This window comes from Streptoalloteichus tenebrarius (assembly GCF_024171885.1).
Taxonomy (GTDB): Bacteria; Actinomycetota; Actinomycetes; order Mycobacteriales; family Pseudonocardiaceae; genus Streptoalloteichus; species Streptoalloteichus tenebrarius.
Window position 1 is genome coordinate 165,984 of record NZ_JAMTCP010000006.1, and the last position, 13,840, is coordinate 179,823.

The window sequence follows — 13,840 nt, forward strand, 5'->3', positions numbered from 1 at the left end:
CCCCCGCGCGTCAGCGCAGGTGCGAGTCGAACCAGTTGAGGGTCCGCTGCCAGGCGTCGGCCGCGGCCTTGGCGTCGTCCTCGGCGGGGTCGACCGGCGCCGGGTACCGCACGACGTCCGTGGCGACCCCGGCCGTCGAGGCCGCCTCGCGCAGCTTCTCCACGTCCTCGTGCCGGACCGACGGGTCGGCGTCGGTGTAGATCCCCAGCCAGGGGCAGGTCAGCTCGCCGGCCACCTCGACCAGCGACGGCAGCCCCTCGGAGACCGGGGACAGGATCCCGCCGCCGCTGATGGTCACCGCGGCGCCCAGGGTCCGGCTGGCGGCCACGACCATCGCCACGGACCCGCCGAGCCCGTAGCCGACGACCCCCATCTGGTCGTCCCGCACGCCGTGCTCGGCCAGCCACACGAACGAGGCGTCGGTGTCGGCGAGCACCGACTCGCCGGACAACCGGTTCACCTGGTCGCGGACCCGGTCGTCCCCGTCCGCGGCGTCCAGCTCGTCCGCGCCGTCCCGGTGGTAGAGATGGGGCGCGACGGCGAGCCAGCCCTCCTCCGCCAGGCTGCTCACCAGGCCGCGCACCGCGTCCGTGACACCACGGGCCTCGTGCAGTACAACGAGTCCGCCGCGGACGGCGGTCTCCGGCTCGGCGACGGTCAGCCGGAGCTCGCTGCCGTCGGTGAGCGGGAAGGTCTCGGTCCGGATCTCCGTCATGGTTCCACCCAACCACGCCGGGGTGAACTCCAGTCAACGTCAGCGGCCCGTGTCACCCCCTGTGCACCGGCGGATCGGACCGATACCGTGCGCGGCGAGCGAGCGACACAGCGAGGAGCTGACATGATCGTGCGGATCCGCGCCGACCTCGACCGGCTGCCCGGCTACGTCCCGGGACGTACCGTCGCGGGCGCCATCAAGCTGGCCAGCAACGAGGTCTCCCTCGGCCCGTTGCCCAGCGTCGTCGAGGCCGTCGCCAGGGCCGCCACCGAGATGAACCGGTACCCGGACACCGCGGCGACCGCGCTGGTCGACCGGCTCGCCACCCGGCTCGACGTCGCCCCGGAGCGGATCGCGGTGGGGTGCGGCTCGGTGACCCTGTGCCAGCAGCTCGTGCAGGCGACCTGCGGCGAGGCCGACGAGGTGGTGTTCGCCTGGCGCTCGTTCGAGGCCTACCCGCTCATCGTGCAGGTGGTCGGCGCGCGGCAGACCCGGGTCCCGTTGACCGAGGAGCACGGCCTCGACCTGGACGCCATGGCCAGGGCGATCACCCCGGCCACGCGCCTGGTGTTCGTCTGCAACCCCAACAACCCCACGGGCACGCCGCTGCGGCGGGACGCGTTGGAGCGGTTCCTCGACACGGTGCCGCGGGACGTGCTCGTCGTGCTGGACGAGGCCTACCGCGAGTTCGTGACCGACCCGGACGTGCCCGACGGCGTCGAGCTGGCCAGGGGCAGGGACAACGTCGCCGTCCTGCGGACCTTCTCGAAGGCGTACGGCCTGGCCGGGCTCCGGGTCGGGTACTGCGTCGCCGCGCCCGAGGTGGCGGCGGCCCTGCGCAAGGTCTACGTGCCGTTCAGCGTGAACTCGGTGGCGCAGGCGGCGGCCATCGCCTCGCTGGACGCCGAGGACGAGCTGCTCGCGCGGTGCCGCGACGTCGTCGCCGAGCGGGAGCGGGTGCGCTCCGAGCTGCTGTCGCTGGGCTTCGCGGTGCCGGAGACGCAGGCGAACTTCGTGTGGCTCCCGCTGGGCGAGCGGACCCAGGCGTTCAACGAGCACTGCCTGGAGAACAAGGTCGTCGTGCGGGCGTTCGCCGGTGACGGCGCACGCGTGACCATCGGCACCCGCGAGGAGAACGACGCGTTCCTCTCGGCGGCCCGGTCCTTCCCGGGCTGACCCGGCTGGGCGGGGCTGCGACGGACGGGGTTCCGGCTGGCCGACGGGCTTCGGTTGAACGACGGGCTTCGGTTGAACGACGGGCTTCGGTTGAACGACGGGACACACGGTTCACACCGAGCCGCGCCGACACGCGGCGGCAGGTCAGGTCCGCAGGTCGGCAGCGCGGAAGTCGAACACCGGCACCGGCAGCCCGGCCGCGGCGACGGCCAGCCAGTGCTTGTCGCCGGTCAGGACCGGCAGACCCGTGCTCCACGCCCTGGCCAGGCAACAGACGTCGCCGAGGGAGAGCCCGCCGGCCGCGCCGACGCCGGCGGCTCTCCGCGCCTTCGCGTCGAGCCGTCGCAGCTCGGGGAAGCGCAGCGCGTCCGCTCCGTCGACCGGGTGGACGGTGAGGCCCGTGGCGGCGAGGTCGAACTCCACCTGCTCGGGTGACAAGCCGGCCAGGTCGTGGAGGGTGTGCAGCACCTCGCCGTAGTTGATCGCGGTGATCGCCGCGCGGGAGAGGACGTCCGCGAACCGCCCGGCGTCCCGGTCGTCGTCGAGCAGCGCCAGCACGAAGGAGGCGTCGACCAGGACCGGTCCCCGGGGGAGCTGGCGGCGGGCGGTCATTCCCGGCTCGCGTCGGCGGACCGGTCGGTGAACAGGGAGGTCTCCAGGTCGTCGGCGCGGCGTCGGCGGCGCTTGCCCTCGGCCACCGCGGCTCGCAGGCGCGCGAGCGCCGCCCCCGGCGCCTCCAGGACGATCCGGCCGGGGCCGGCCACGTACGCCACGAGCTCCCCGGCGGCCGGCAGCCCGGCCTCGTCGAGCAGGGCGTCCGGCAGCGACGGACGGCGATCACTCCCCAGCGCGAGCCGGTAGGTGCCCACGTCGCTCACGGTACGCCCGGCTCTCCTCCCCCGGGTCCGCCCGTGACACGGCCGGGAGACGCCCTCCCGGGGGACAGCGCTTGACCAGCGCTCGGCCCGCCCGCGTGGTTTCTGACCGATTGGGCGTTTCACCGGCCGGGAATTGTGAACGGCCGCCAAGTTTCGCGGGGCAAGTCGGTCAGCGCGCCACCTCGTTCCCGCGCTCCGGCGCTGGCAGAGTCGAAGCCCGAGATCACGGGCCGTCCCTCGGCGTGGACGCCTGGTCTGTCCCTGTCGTTGTCCCCTCACGGAAGAGAACCGACGTGCGTGACGTGGTGGTAACCGGGATCGGCGCGACCACCCCCCTGGGGGGCGACGCGCCGGCCACCTGGGCGGCGATGCTGGCGAACGAGTCCGGCGTCCGCGCGCTCGACGCGGAGTGGGCCGAGGAGCTGCCGGTGCGGCTGGGCGCCCCGCTCAGGGTGGAACCGAGCACGACGCTGGACAGGGTGACGGCGAGGCGGATGGACCGCTGCGAGCAGATCGCGCTGGTCAGCGCGCGGGAGGCGTGGGCGGACGCCGGCCGGCCCGAGGTCGAGCCCGAACGGTTGGCCGTGGTGGTCGGCACCGGCGTCGGCGGAGTCCTGACCCTGCTCGGGCAGAACGAGGTCCTCCAGCGGTCCGGCCCGCGCCGGGTGTCGCCCCACGCGGTGACGATGCTGATGCCCAACGGGCCCGCGGCGTGGGTGAGCCTGGAACTCGGCGCGCGTGGCGGAGCCAGGACGCCGGTCAGCGCCTGCGCGTCCGGCGCCGAGGCCATCGCGATGGGGCTGGACCTCATCCGGCTCGGCCGGGCCGACGTCGTCGTGGCCGGCGGGGCCGAGGCGTGCCTGCACCCGCTGCCGCTGGCGGCGTTCGCCCAGGCGCGCACGCTGTCGCGGCGCAACGACGACCCGGAGGGCGCGTCGCGCCCGTTCGACGTGGGGCGGGACGGCCTGGTGCTCGGCGAGGGCGCCGCGATGGTGGTCCTCGAACGCGCCGAGTTCGCCCGGGCCCGGTCGGCGCGCGTCCACGGCGTGCTCGCCGGCGCGGGGCTGACCTCCAACGCGTACGACATCGTGGCGTCCGAGGCGTCGGACCAGGCGCGGGCGATGCGCCTGGCGTTGGCGTCGGCGGGGTTGCGGCCGGAGGACGTCGACCACGTGCATGCCCATGCCACCTCGACGCAGCACGGCGACCCCGTCGAGGCTCAGGCGATCACGGAGGCCGTGGGGAAGCACGCGGCCGTGACGGCCACGAAGTCGATGACGGGCCACCTCCTGGGCGCCTCCGGCGCGTTGGGAGCGATCAGCGCGTTGCTCGCGCTGCGCGACGGGGTCGTTCCCGCGACCAGGAACCTGGAGGAGCTGGATCCCCAGGTCGACCTCGACGTGGTGCGGGACAAGGCGCGACACGGTGACTGGAGGGCCGCGTTGGCGAACTCCTTCGGCTTCGGCGGGCACAACGTCTGTCTGGCGTTCACGCGCGCCTGACCGCGCCCTGTCCGCTTCCTCCCGGCCGATGCCGGCGGGGAGGAAGCGGACGGGGGCTCACGCGGAAACCGGACGGGCGGCGCGCCGGGCATCGGCCGCCGCCTTCGCCCTCAGGGAATCTCCACCATCGCTTCCTCTGCTCCGAGCACGACGCGAACCGCTGTTCGCCACTCCGGGCGCGGTTCCGATGACGACGGTGGCGTTGAGGTCCTCGGACCTGGTGATCCGGGCCGCGAGACCGTTGTCGGCGAAGATCCGTGCCGTTCCGCGGGCCTGACGGGCGCTCGTCTCGACCAGGAGGTGCCCGCCCGGGGTCAGCCAGCGGGAAGCCGACGCGGCCACCCGGCGGTGGATGTCGAGCCCGTCGGCTCCCCCGTCGAGCGCCACGGCGGGCTCGTGGAGGCGGGCCTCCGGCGGAAGGAGGTCGATCTCGTCCGTCGGCACGTAGGGTGCGTTCGCGACCAGGACGTCCACGCGGCGCCGCAGCGCGGGCGGCAGCGGTTCGTAGAGATCGCCCTCGTGGACGTGCCCGCGACCAGCGATGTTGCGGCGGGCGACGCGCACGGCGACGGGATCGACGTCGACGGCGTGCAACTCGATCCGCCCGAGGGCCGCGAGCAGGGCCGCGCCCACCGCGCCCGACCCGCAGCACAGGTCGACGACGACAGCGCCCGGCTGGGCGAGGGCGGCGGCCTGGCGGACCAGGAACTCGGTGCGGTGGCGCGGGACGAAGACGCGGGGGTCGACCGACACCCGCAGGCCGCAGAACTCGGCCCAGCCGAGGACGTGCTCCAGCGGGAGCCCGGCGACCCGCCGTTCCACCAGGGCGGCGAGGTCGGCCGGGGTGCGCGCCTCCGCGACGAGCAACGCGGCCTCGTCCTCGGCGAAGACGCAGCCAGCGGCGCGGAGCCGGGAGACGACGGCGGACAGGGCGCGAGTAGACGGGGAGAGTGACACGAGAGCCTTTCGGGATACCCAAGGGCGCTCTCCGGTCACCTGGTCGTGACGGCCTCGCGGGTGTGAGGCGAGAGCACCCGGCCTGACATGGCGTTGATGGGTCTCACCTCCTCGAAGGATCCGCTGAACGACGTCGGACACTACCCGAACGGGGGCATGGGCGCTCTCCCTCCCGCTCGGGCGAGGGCGAACCGGCCGATCCCGGTGAGGCCAGGTCATCCCGGGTGCCCCCGCCCGGGCGCGAGGCTGGCGTCAGTCGCGGAAGGACCCGTCCGCGCGGAGCTGGTGCTTGAGCATCGTGTGCGAGCAGTGGGGGCACGTGCGCATGACGAGCTTGAAGATCCAGACCCACCACACCACGAGGAACACCCGCACGAACTTGATCAGAGCGGAACGGGTACACGCCGAGCAGTCGCGGCAACCGGACACACGGACCCCCTCAGTTGATCACCTGTGCTCCTTCGTTGATGCCACAGGTTCGGCGTCGGGGTCGACAGGAGTGACAGAGACAACGCCGTCGGACGCGAGCTTCTGGACGTGCGCCGACGCGGGAGCGCGCCCAGTCACGAGCGGAGGGCGGCGCGCCGATCGAGCGGCCGAGCCGGAGTCGGACGCGCGGCGCGACGAAGCCCCTGACCGGCCGTCGTGGCAGGTCAGGAGCCTTCTGCGAAAGCGGACGGATTCGACCCCCCGGTCCCTCGTGGGTCTCCCGCTTCCGTGTTCTCAGACGATCAGTTCAAGCCGTTGTCCCTGGATCCTCACCGGCCTCGAAAGGCCGGTGCTGCGCGCGGCGAACACGCCGTGCTGGCCGGGGTCGGACCCCGAACATCCCCATCGAACACTCGTTCGAGTTATCCCCACCGTTGTCCCCACCCTGTGGAGAACTCCATGCCCGATCGTGTCGTCGCATGGCTGCGGACCCTCGTCCCGGCCGGGTGGTCGGCTCTCGTCGCGTAGCTGGTGAGCGTCGGCGCCCCCGCCTACCTCACCGGGCGCTCGGCGGTGTCGCCGAGGTGCTCGTCGTCCCCGTGGTCGTCGGGGTCGTCTACCCGCTCGCCCGCGCCGTCGAGGACCGACTGCCCACATGGCTCCCGCGAGTGCTGCTCGGCTCGGCGCGACCCCCGACCTACCTCACCGGACCAAAGCGATCCGGGTGAACGAACGGCGCCCCCACCCAGTCGGGTGGGGGCGCCGTTCGACGTTCCTCTCTCATTTCCTCGCGTGGCCAGCGAGCGCGCCGTCGACCTCGGTCAGCACGCCGGGCGCATCGTGTACATGGTTCTCTCCTGTTAGCCCCTTGGCGGAGTCATGGGGCCGAGTCGGAGTGTGGCCACACGTCGGCGAGGTCGGCGGTACTGATCGGGGAAAGCCCAAGCGTGCGACGCCGGTCGTTGAGGTGTTCGGGGTCGTCAACGGGTTCAAGGCGGCGTTCTCCACCTCGGACGCGCCATTGCGTGCCGTACCGCTGGGGTCGTCCTTCCCCTGTCCGCACCCGGTCGTCGAGGTAGGCGAGATCCACGGGGTCGGCCGCACCTCGTTCGACGGCGTTCCGCAGCAGGGGAAGCCACTGCTGTTGCAGGTTGTGTGGTGCGTGTTGAGCGATCAACCAGGCGGCGTGTGCGCCGTCGGCTCCGACGAGATCGGCATCTGGCCATCCATGCTCGGCGATCAACCCGCGAAGCCACGTGTAGTTGTCGAGGTCGATGACACGGCATGCCTCCCACTCGTCGGGGGTGGGAGGGATGCTCAATGCGCGCCGTGCCCGCTGGTCACGGTCGGCTCGCTGGCGTAGCTCAGCGGCGAGGTCGGGTCGCTGGGGCGTGCTGGCCATGCTGCTGGCATACCCGGCCGCCGACGACGACGAGCGCTGGCGCACGGTCGGGTCACACGAGTGGGAGCGGCCACCGGTGCCATGCGTCCCGGTGACGCAACCACACGAACTGTGTGTCGTTGTTCGCCACGAGTCCGAACTCGTCGGGTGTGGGGCGACCGAGGTCATGCCATAGCAGTGCTGTGGCTTCGACGGTGTCCCACAGCCGTCGGGGACCAGTTTGGGCGACGCGGCGGAGACCGTCTGGCTCAGGTTCGATGAGGACTTCCGCCCGTGATCGGTCGGAGCCGGCAAGCAGAACGAACTCGCGGTCGCCGCCGTCAACGGGGTCGGGTTGGCGTCCACGCCCTATCGCCCGTACGCGGCGGAGCGCGAGTTGCAGCAGGAACCGGAACCCGTCGTCGTCGAGGTCGACGGGGTCGAGCCGGGTGGTGGTGCGGCTACCCTCCCGGTCGATGACCGGCTCGACGGGGTGTTCGTCGGGGCCGTGCGGGTTGTCGACGTCCGAGCGCAGCCACATGAAGTGGCCACCCATCGGGAGAAACCGCCCCATCACCTCGTCGTCGTCCTCTTTGGTCAGCAGGCACAGCGTGCCGCCGGCGAGGTTGCCGCGCACGTTGGCGAGGATCTTCCCGCCGGGGGCGAGTTGCTTGATCCACGCGGTGGGGATCTCGGGCACTGCCGCCGTCGCGATGATCCGGTCGTACGGGCCGTGCTCGGCCACCCCGTCGGCGCCGTCGCCGGTGACCAGCGCGGGGCGGTAGCCGAGGGAGGCGAGCCGGTCGCGGGCGGTGTCGACGAGGTCGGGGTCGATATCGACGCTGGCGACAGCGTGGTCACCGAGGCGGTGACACAGCAACGCCGCGTTGTAGCCGGTGCCGGTTCCGATCTCCAACACGCGGTGTTCGTCGCGCACGTCGAGGGTTTCGAGCATTCGGGCCATGAGTGAGGGCATGGTGCTCGAACTGGTCGGCACGTGGAGCGGTTCACCGCTGGGCAGCCGGTACCCGCCCGCGTGGGGCTTGTGTTGGGTCACCAGGGAGTCATCGGAGTAGACCGCGGACAACCACTCCTCCCGGCTCCCCGGACCGTCTCCCGTCAAGGTTCGATAGCCCCCGTCGACCAGGCGCAGCACACGGGGCACAAACAGGTGTCGGGGCGTGGCGGTGAACGCGGCCCGCCAGTGTTGGCTCACGAGGTCACCCCGCTCGACAAGCGTCGACACCAGCGCTTCCGCTCGGGAGCGCCACTCGCTGTCCGGTACGTCAGTCACACGTTGTCCTTCCGGTGAGCACGTCGGCGACCGCAGACGCGATGGGTAGACCGGTGTGGGCGGCGATCCAACCCCACTGGCCGTTCGGGTTGCACTCCAAGAACCACCATTCGCCCTCAGGGGTGACGACGAAGTCGAAGGCGCCGAACACGAGGTCGAAGCGCCGGAGGTACGCCGCGACGGCCTCAGCGATATGGGAGGGCACATCGACCGGTTCGTAGGTGTGGGCGTCGTAGTCGGAGCGCCAATCGAGGTAGGCCGCTTCGGACGCAGCATGGATGGCGACCGCGAACAAGCGGTGTCCGACGGCGGTCAACCGCACGTCGTAACGTTTGGGCACCCACTCCTGAAACTGGTGGGCTGTCAACGCGATGGCGTCGTCGTCGAGGTCGGCGGGGTCGACGACAGTCGCGTAGATCAGACGAGTGGTGTCGCCCTTGATCACGGGAGAGCTGAGCGGCTTGTACACGAGCCGGGAGACTGTGCGGGCGAACGCTCGAACGTCGGTGGCGCGGTTGGTGACGAGAGTGCGTGGGACACGCATCCCGACTTCCGCGGCGATCCTCAGTTGCGTCACCTTGAACTCGGCGTCGGCCACCTTGGACGGATGGTTCACCCACAACACTCCCGGTAACGACAACACGAGTGCGCCCAACCCGTGGCGGGCCTCACGGGCGGCGAACCGGCGAACCTCACCCGTCAGATGGTCGGGAAACCGGAACCCGGTCGGGCGCCGGTAGTAGACGGCGGTGACCTCGGCGAGGGACACCTCGCAGTCGTCGTAGACGAGCCGACCGGCCCAGGACGTTCCTGGGCCGGTCGCCGCGAACGACAGGCGTTCGGGGAAGTCGGCGAAGTCGCATCGCAGGTTGGGCAGGCCGCGCTCGTCGAGCACGGCGCGGACGCGCTCTGCGGTCAGGTCGCCGGCTTGCGTCAAGATGAGAATCACTCAGTCGACCTCGACCTCGACCTCGACGTTGTCCTGAACGGTCACCTCACGGCCGTCCTCGTTGTAGGTGGTCGCCTCTTGGCGGGTTTGGGTTTGATAGGTCTTGTTGTGCTTGCCGCCGGTCAGTGGGGTGGGCACGACGGCGAACCGCATCCCGAACGGGACCACACCGTGGGAAACCTCGGGCTCGGCAGGCCGATCGGCCGGCGAGAGCAGCGGCATACGGTGGCACACCGCCATCACGGGATCATCGATGACCGGCATAACTCACTCCGTTCAGTCACTCCAGGTGTCTACCCGATTACTCTTCTGGTTCTTTGTCGATAGCGCGAGGTCTTTCCGGGCGTTTCGGGGTTCGCTTCACCTCCTGCTTCTCTCGCTTCGTGAGCGTCCGAGCGAGGCCGAGGCAGACTCGGCAAGCCTGCTGAGGGTCGGCAGGGCGACGGATGGCGACCAACGGACGCCACACCTCGCCGCGGCAGCGGTCCCTCACGAGCCTGCTGTCAGGCTCCGGGGTGGCGAGGTGGGCGTCGTGGTCAGCGAGCGAACGCACGTACCAAAGGACTATGCCCACGACGGCATCACCCGCTCGCCACGGGCTGACATCCCGTCGACAGGATCGGAACGGGAAGGCCGGTCGGAAACCAGTCCGCCATCACGAGCGCGGGCAAGTCCGTGTGCTCGTCGAGCCGGGGAAGCTGGGCGGTGGGTGCGCCCACCATGTCGAAGAACCGACCGTCGACCCAGTTGTGGTGTCGGACGTATGGGCGGATGCGGGACGGTGTCCAGTCGGCCGGGTCGATGGGGACAGCAACCGGCTCACTCTCCTCAGGCGCCCATGTGAGGGTTCGCTCGGCCGCTCCGTCGTCGGGCTCATCGTCGACACGCCGAAGGTGGTGACGAGCCGTTGCTCGACGGGCGAGGGTGGCAACGGTGAGCGTCCCCTCACCGGCACCGGCGTGCTGGGGTCGCCGGCGGATCATCGGCCATAACGTCGCGATGACACTGGCACTGACGACCACGGCGAGGATCACGGTGATGTTCATGAGTCTTCTCCCTGGGCACGCCGCACAGCTCGCGGCTGGCCGGAAGTGAGAAAGGAGAAAGGAAGGAAAGGGGAAACTGCGCTACCAGCGGCGGTTCCGCCGCATCCGGCGTTCGTAGGAGCGCCACCAGAACCAGCTAGCGATCCGATCCGCCCAGCGAGCGAGAAGGGGCAGCCTCGCCACAAGGATCAATAACTCGGCGAGCGCGGCACCCATGACGACGGACTGCCACAGGGCGAGCCACACGGGGAACACGTCACCCTCGGCTCGGCGACGTCGTCGGCCACTGCGTGACCGCGACGAGCGCGGCCTGCACCGCCAGCGACGACCCCAGCCGCCATCCCAGGGACGACGGCGAGACCCACCACGTCACCACGCCACAGCGGACCGGGGTCGGCGGCAGCGGCACGAGCGACCCGGCCGGCAGCACCTCGACACCGGGCACGGTGGCAAGGTCAGGGCGGAGGGCAGCGCCCGGGGCGACGAAGAAGCGGACGACGCTCGGCGACACCGCGACTGGGCACGGGTTGTGCCGCCATGGCATCGTGTGCGTGGCTGCCATGGCGACCGTCGTGGGCGCGGTGATCACGTCGAACTTCTCACCCGTGACGGCGAGCACCGACCACGGAGCCGTTCGCCACCACCGCGACACCCGGTACAGGTCGGACGTCGCCCGCTCGACGGGCAGGACCGGCTCAAGATCACTCACTACTCGGGTGTGGTGGCCGCGGGTGTAGTGGCGTCCGTCCCAGATCGCACCCGGTAACAGCTTCCACCCGTGACGGGCGTAGTCCACCGCGGCATCCGCCCGGCGCGCCCACGGATGGACCGTCCTGTCCACTCGGCCGTCTCCCGTAGGAGCTTCGCCACGAGCCATGTGAGGTTTCGTCAACGCGCCTGCCCTCCTCAATGAGAGACAGAAGGTGATCGAGAGAGACGCGAAGCTAGGACGTTGACAGCAGAAGAGGTTTCCTCAGAGGAAACTCGAGGCTGGTGTACCCGTTCGGGCGCACGTACCGTCAGGTCATGACCACTGGCGAGGCACCCCAGATCGGGACGGCCATCCGGCGGATGCGCCGCTGGCGCGGCATGACACTCGACGCGCTTGCCGGCCTCAGCGGCCTGAGCAAGGGGTACCTCTCTCGCATCGAGAACGGGCGGCAGGCGGTCGAGCGGCGTTCGACGCTTGCCAAGATCGCTAATGCTCTGAGGTGTAGCGTCGGCGACCTCACCGGCACCTTCGTGCCCAGCGGCCAAGGCGACAGCGATGTGCACGCCGCGATTCCCGACATCCAGTTCGCCTTGGTGACAACCAGCCTTGACCACACACGCGTCGCGCCTCAGCGCCCGGTCACTGAGCTGAAAGCCGAGACAGCTAGGGTCGCCGACGCACGGCAAGCCTGCGAGTACGTCGAGGTGGGCCGCGCTCTGCCATCGCTTCTGGTTGACCTGCACGCAACCGCTGTGAAGGGCACCGGAGACGACAGGCATGAAGCCCTACGGTGCTTGGTCCTGGCTTGTCAGGTCACGACTCTGCTCGTCCGCAACCTCGGGGAAGGTTTGCTCGCGTGGAACGCGGCGCAGCGGGGATGCCAAGCCGCTGACCGCTTGGGCGACCCGCTGTGGGGAGGCGTTGCGGCTTTCGCCTACACGCAGGCGCTCATCTCACTGGGTGCCTACGACGAAGCACACGAGCACGCCCGGCAAGCGGCGGAGGGGCTCCGGGCAGACGACGACAAGAGCATCCAGGTCTACGGCACGTCCATTCTGACCGCCGGCTTCTGCGCCGTCACGGCGGAGTCCGGGCAGGCTGACGCCGAGATCGCTGAGGCGAGGAACCTTGCCCAGCGCGTGGAACACCCGAACGCGTTCTGGCTGGGATTCAGCACCGCCAACGTCGACCTCTGGCGGATGTCCATCGCGTTGGAAGCAGAGGACCCGGTCGTGGCAGCCGAGGTCGCTGAGCAACTCGCCCCGGAGACGATCCCGCTGCGGTCTCGCAGGGCGGCGTTCTTCATCGACTACGCCCGGTCCCTGGCAGGACTCCGGCGACCGGACCGGGACGTGGTCGAGCTGCTTCGCCGCGCTGAGCAACTCGCGCCGCTGCGTACTCGAAACAACGTCTTCGTCCGGAGCATGGTCACGGAGATGATCGAGCGATCGCGTCGCGACTCAGGCGGGCGCGAGCTGCTCGGACTGGCCGAACGGATGGGGCTGGTCAGGACCGTCTGAGGCGCCGACCCTTCGCCGGTGAACTGGACATCGCCGGGGCGCTCTCCGTTCTGCCGCTTCGCTCGTTGGTGGTAGCGCCCCTTGGAACCTGATCCTCACAGTCGCCCTCCTGTGGTTGTGGGGTGCGGCACCGGTGACCGGTCAGGGGCGGGGTCAACGAGCCCGCTTGGCTGGCACGTTGGTACGTGCCAACCAATGCAAGTAGTAAAAGGGCGTGTCGGTTCAAGAGGGGAGTAGACCCGAGGAAGAGCTGAGCAGGCGGCCCCGGGCGAGAGGGTCATGGCAGGTACGTCGGGGCCACACGGATGGAGCAGAGCATGACCAAGTGGCGGCAGATCGCCGACGCACTCCGCGAGAAGATCGAGGCGGGTGAGTACCGGCCTGGTCAACGACTTCCCACGGAGCCGGAGCTTCAAGAACAGTACGACGTAAGCCGAAACACCGTGCGTCAGGCTGTGTCTTCGCTCGTCGCCGAGGGCCTGCTTCTGGTCGAGCGCGGTCAGGGGACACGTGTCCGCCCTCGAAGCGAGGTTCGCCGCTTGGCTCGGTCGCGGCTCTCGCGTGAGGAACGCAAGCAGGGGCGCGGCGCGTTCCTCTCCGATGCGACACAGGCAGGCTTCACGCCGTCTGTGCAGGTTCGAGTGTCAGTTGGACAGGCTGACACACGCACCGCGGAGCTTCTCCAAATCGCCGAAGGCGACAGTGTCCTTCGCCGTGAGCGGATCATGAGCGCAGACGGAAGGCCGATGCAGCTCGCCACGTCGCAGCTCCCAAGGTCGATCACCCATGGCATGCAGATCGAAGAGGAGGAATCGGGGCCGGGCGGAACGTACGCACGACTGGAAGAAGCAGGCCACCATCTCAGCCATTTCGTCGAGGAAGTCGCGGTGCGCATGCCGTCGGCCGCCGAGGTTGAGACGCTGCAACTGTTGCCCGGCACACCTGTTTTCGCGATCACGCGCATCGCGTACGCCGGGAGCCCAGCGAAGCCGGTGGAGCTGAACGACATCGTCCTCGCGGGGGATCAGGTCCGGCTCGTCTACGAGATCCCCGCCGAGTAGCACCGGTAGACGCCCACGTACCAAAACGTCCAACCTCAACCAACCCCCGGCTGTCGAACAAACACCCCGCCGAACCTCGTTCGTCGGGGTGTTCACCTTGTCCAGGAAGTCGCTAGTCTCACGCGGTAGCTATCTGACTACTGAGCGCCATCATCGTGTACGGGCTAACCGAAGACCGGTCAAGGCGGACGAGGTGCCATGCATCAAAACGGACCGCACG

At 70.1% G+C, this 13,840-nt stretch carries 16 protein-coding genes; 5 read left to right on the forward strand and 11 right to left on the reverse strand.

Annotation, left to right across the window (positions count from 1 at the left end):
* Positions 1–10: 10 nt before the first annotated feature.
* Positions 11–715, reverse strand: coding sequence for a dienelactone hydrolase family protein (locus LX15_RS08825; protein ID WP_253669003.1), 705 nt, complete (start codon positions 713–715; stop codon positions 11–13).
* Positions 716–838: 123 nt separating this feature from the next.
* Between LX15_RS08825 and hisC the strand changes: the two genes are divergently transcribed.
* Positions 839–1,891, forward strand: coding sequence for a histidinol-phosphate transaminase (hisC, locus tag LX15_RS08830; protein WP_253669004.1), 1,053 nt, complete (start codon positions 839–841; stop codon positions 1,889–1,891).
* 144 nt (positions 1,892–2,035) lie between these two features.
* On the opposite strand, the gene LX15_RS08835 is transcribed toward hisC, so the two are convergent.
* Both LX15_RS08835 and LX15_RS08840 read right to left on the reverse strand, forming a co-directional pair.
* Complete coding sequence (locus LX15_RS08835) at positions 2,036–2,503, reverse strand: PIN domain-containing protein (RefSeq protein ID WP_253669005.1); 468 nt, start codon at positions 2,501–2,503, stop codon at positions 2,036–2,038.
* Positions 2,500–2,769, reverse strand: coding sequence for a hypothetical protein (locus LX15_RS08840; protein WP_253669006.1), 270 nt, complete (start codon positions 2,767–2,769; stop codon positions 2,500–2,502). Before LX15_RS08840 ends, LX15_RS08835 begins: the two co-directional genes overlap by 4 nt.
* Before the next feature lie 293 nt (positions 2,770–3,062).
* Here LX15_RS08840 and LX15_RS08845 point away from each other — a divergent pair, with 293 nt between their 5' ends.
* Positions 3,063–4,271, forward strand: coding sequence for a beta-ketoacyl-[acyl-carrier-protein] synthase family protein (locus tag LX15_RS08845; RefSeq protein WP_253669007.1), 1,209 nt, complete (start codon positions 3,063–3,065; stop codon positions 4,269–4,271).
* Between the two features lie 57 nt (positions 4,272–4,328).
* On the opposite strand, the gene LX15_RS08850 is transcribed toward LX15_RS08845, so the two are convergent.
* Both LX15_RS08850 and LX15_RS32330 read right to left on the reverse strand, forming a co-directional pair.
* On the reverse strand, positions 4,329–5,228 hold the full coding sequence (locus LX15_RS08850; RefSeq protein ID WP_253669008.1) for a putative protein N(5)-glutamine methyltransferase: 900 nt from the start codon (positions 5,226–5,228) through the stop codon (positions 4,329–4,331).
* Positions 5,229–5,480: 252 nt separating this feature from the next.
* The gene (locus tag LX15_RS32330) at positions 5,481–5,603 is read right to left on the reverse strand and encodes a hypothetical protein (RefSeq protein ID WP_301304237.1); all 123 of its coding nucleotides are present in this window, start codon (positions 5,601–5,603) and stop codon (positions 5,481–5,483) included.
* A 533-nt stretch (positions 5,604–6,136) separates the two neighbouring features.
* Here LX15_RS32330 and LX15_RS08855 point away from each other — a divergent pair.
* A complete protein-coding gene (locus LX15_RS08855) occupies positions 6,137–6,385 on the forward strand; it encodes a hypothetical protein (RefSeq protein WP_253669009.1) in 249 nt (82 codons plus the stop codon).
* Between the two features lie 149 nt (positions 6,386–6,534).
* Here LX15_RS08855 and LX15_RS08860 read toward each other — a convergent pair whose 3' ends face one another.
* The 6 genes from LX15_RS08860 to LX15_RS08885 all read right to left on the reverse strand — a co-directional run bounded on the left by LX15_RS08860 (position 6,535) and on the right by LX15_RS08885 (position 11,204).
* On the reverse strand, positions 6,535–7,059 hold the full coding sequence (locus tag LX15_RS08860) for a DUF6624 domain-containing protein (RefSeq protein WP_253669010.1): 525 nt from the start codon (positions 7,057–7,059) through the stop codon (positions 6,535–6,537).
* A 52-nt stretch (positions 7,060–7,111) separates the two neighbouring features.
* Positions 7,112–8,002, reverse strand: a complete 891-nt coding sequence (locus LX15_RS08865; protein WP_253669011.1) for a methyltransferase domain-containing protein — start codon at positions 8,000–8,002, stop codon at positions 7,112–7,114.
* Positions 8,003–8,324: 322 nt separating this feature from the next.
* A complete protein-coding gene (gene tgmB, locus LX15_RS08870; RefSeq protein ID WP_253669012.1) occupies positions 8,325–9,281 on the reverse strand; it encodes an ATP-grasp ribosomal peptide maturase in 957 nt (318 codons plus the stop codon).
* Positions 9,282–9,545 (reverse strand): hypothetical protein, encoded by a 264-nt coding sequence (locus tag LX15_RS08875; RefSeq protein ID WP_253669013.1) that lies wholly within the window; start codon positions 9,543–9,545, stop codon positions 9,282–9,284. It abuts the gene before it with no gap.
* A gap of 317 nt (positions 9,546–9,862) precedes the next feature.
* The gene (locus tag LX15_RS08880; RefSeq protein WP_253669014.1) at positions 9,863–10,327 is read right to left on the reverse strand and encodes a hypothetical protein; all 465 of its coding nucleotides are present in this window, start codon (positions 10,325–10,327) and stop codon (positions 9,863–9,865) included.
* Positions 10,328–10,583: 256 nt separating this feature from the next.
* Positions 10,584–11,204, reverse strand: coding sequence for a bifunctional DNA primase/polymerase (locus tag LX15_RS08885; RefSeq protein ID WP_372502514.1), 621 nt, complete (start codon positions 11,202–11,204; stop codon positions 10,584–10,586).
* A 149-nt stretch (positions 11,205–11,353) separates the two neighbouring features.
* On the opposite strand from LX15_RS08885, the gene LX15_RS08890 reads away from it, so the two are divergent.
* Both LX15_RS08890 and LX15_RS08895 read left to right on the forward strand, forming a co-directional pair.
* Positions 11,354–12,559 carry a helix-turn-helix domain-containing protein gene (locus tag LX15_RS08890; protein WP_253669016.1) on the forward strand — a complete coding sequence of 402 codons (1,206 nt, stop codon included), beginning with the start codon at positions 11,354–11,356 and terminating at the stop codon, positions 12,557–12,559.
* Positions 12,560–12,876: 317 nt separating this feature from the next.
* Positions 12,877–13,620: a GntR family transcriptional regulator gene (locus tag LX15_RS08895; protein ID WP_253669017.1), complete on the forward strand. Its 744-nt coding sequence runs from the start codon at positions 12,877–12,879 to the stop codon at positions 13,618–13,620.
* Positions 13,621–13,840: the final 220 nt, after the last annotated feature.

Excerpts from the sequence above, each read along its gene's own strand:
- LX15_RS08825 (WP_253669003.1), bottom strand. The coding sequence starts at position 715 with ATGACGGAGATCCGGACCGAGACCTTCCCGCTCACCGACGGCAGCGAG.
- hisC (WP_253669004.1), top strand. The coding sequence starts at position 839 with ATGATCGTGCGGATCCGCGCCGACCTCGACCGGCTGCCCGGCTACGTC.
- LX15_RS08835 (WP_253669005.1), bottom strand. The coding sequence starts at position 2,503 with ATGACCGCCCGCCGCCAGCTCCCCCGGGGACCGGTCCTGGTCGACGCC.
- LX15_RS08855 (WP_253669009.1), top strand. The coding sequence starts at position 6,137 with ATGGCTGCGGACCCTCGTCCCGGCCGGGTGGTCGGCTCTCGTCGCGTA.
- LX15_RS08860 (WP_253669010.1), bottom strand. The coding sequence starts at position 7,059 with ATGGCCAGCACGCCCCAGCGACCCGACCTCGCCGCTGAGCTACGCCAG.
- LX15_RS08865 (WP_253669011.1), bottom strand. The coding sequence starts at position 8,002 with ATGGCCCGAATGCTCGAAACCCTCGACGTGCGCGACGAACACCGCGTG.
- LX15_RS08875 (WP_253669013.1), bottom strand. The coding sequence starts at position 9,545 with ATGCCGGTCATCGATGATCCCGTGATGGCGGTGTGCCACCGTATGCCG.
- LX15_RS08880 (WP_253669014.1), bottom strand. The coding sequence starts at position 10,327 with ATGAACATCACCGTGATCCTCGCCGTGGTCGTCAGTGCCAGTGTCATC.
- LX15_RS08885 (WP_372502514.1), bottom strand. The coding sequence starts at position 11,204 with ATGGCTCGTGGCGAAGCTCCTACGGGAGACGGCCGAGTGGACAGGACG.
- LX15_RS08890 (WP_253669016.1), top strand. The coding sequence starts at position 11,354 with ATGACCACTGGCGAGGCACCCCAGATCGGGACGGCCATCCGGCGGATG.
- LX15_RS08895 (WP_253669017.1), top strand. The coding sequence starts at position 12,877 with ATGACCAAGTGGCGGCAGATCGCCGACGCACTCCGCGAGAAGATCGAG.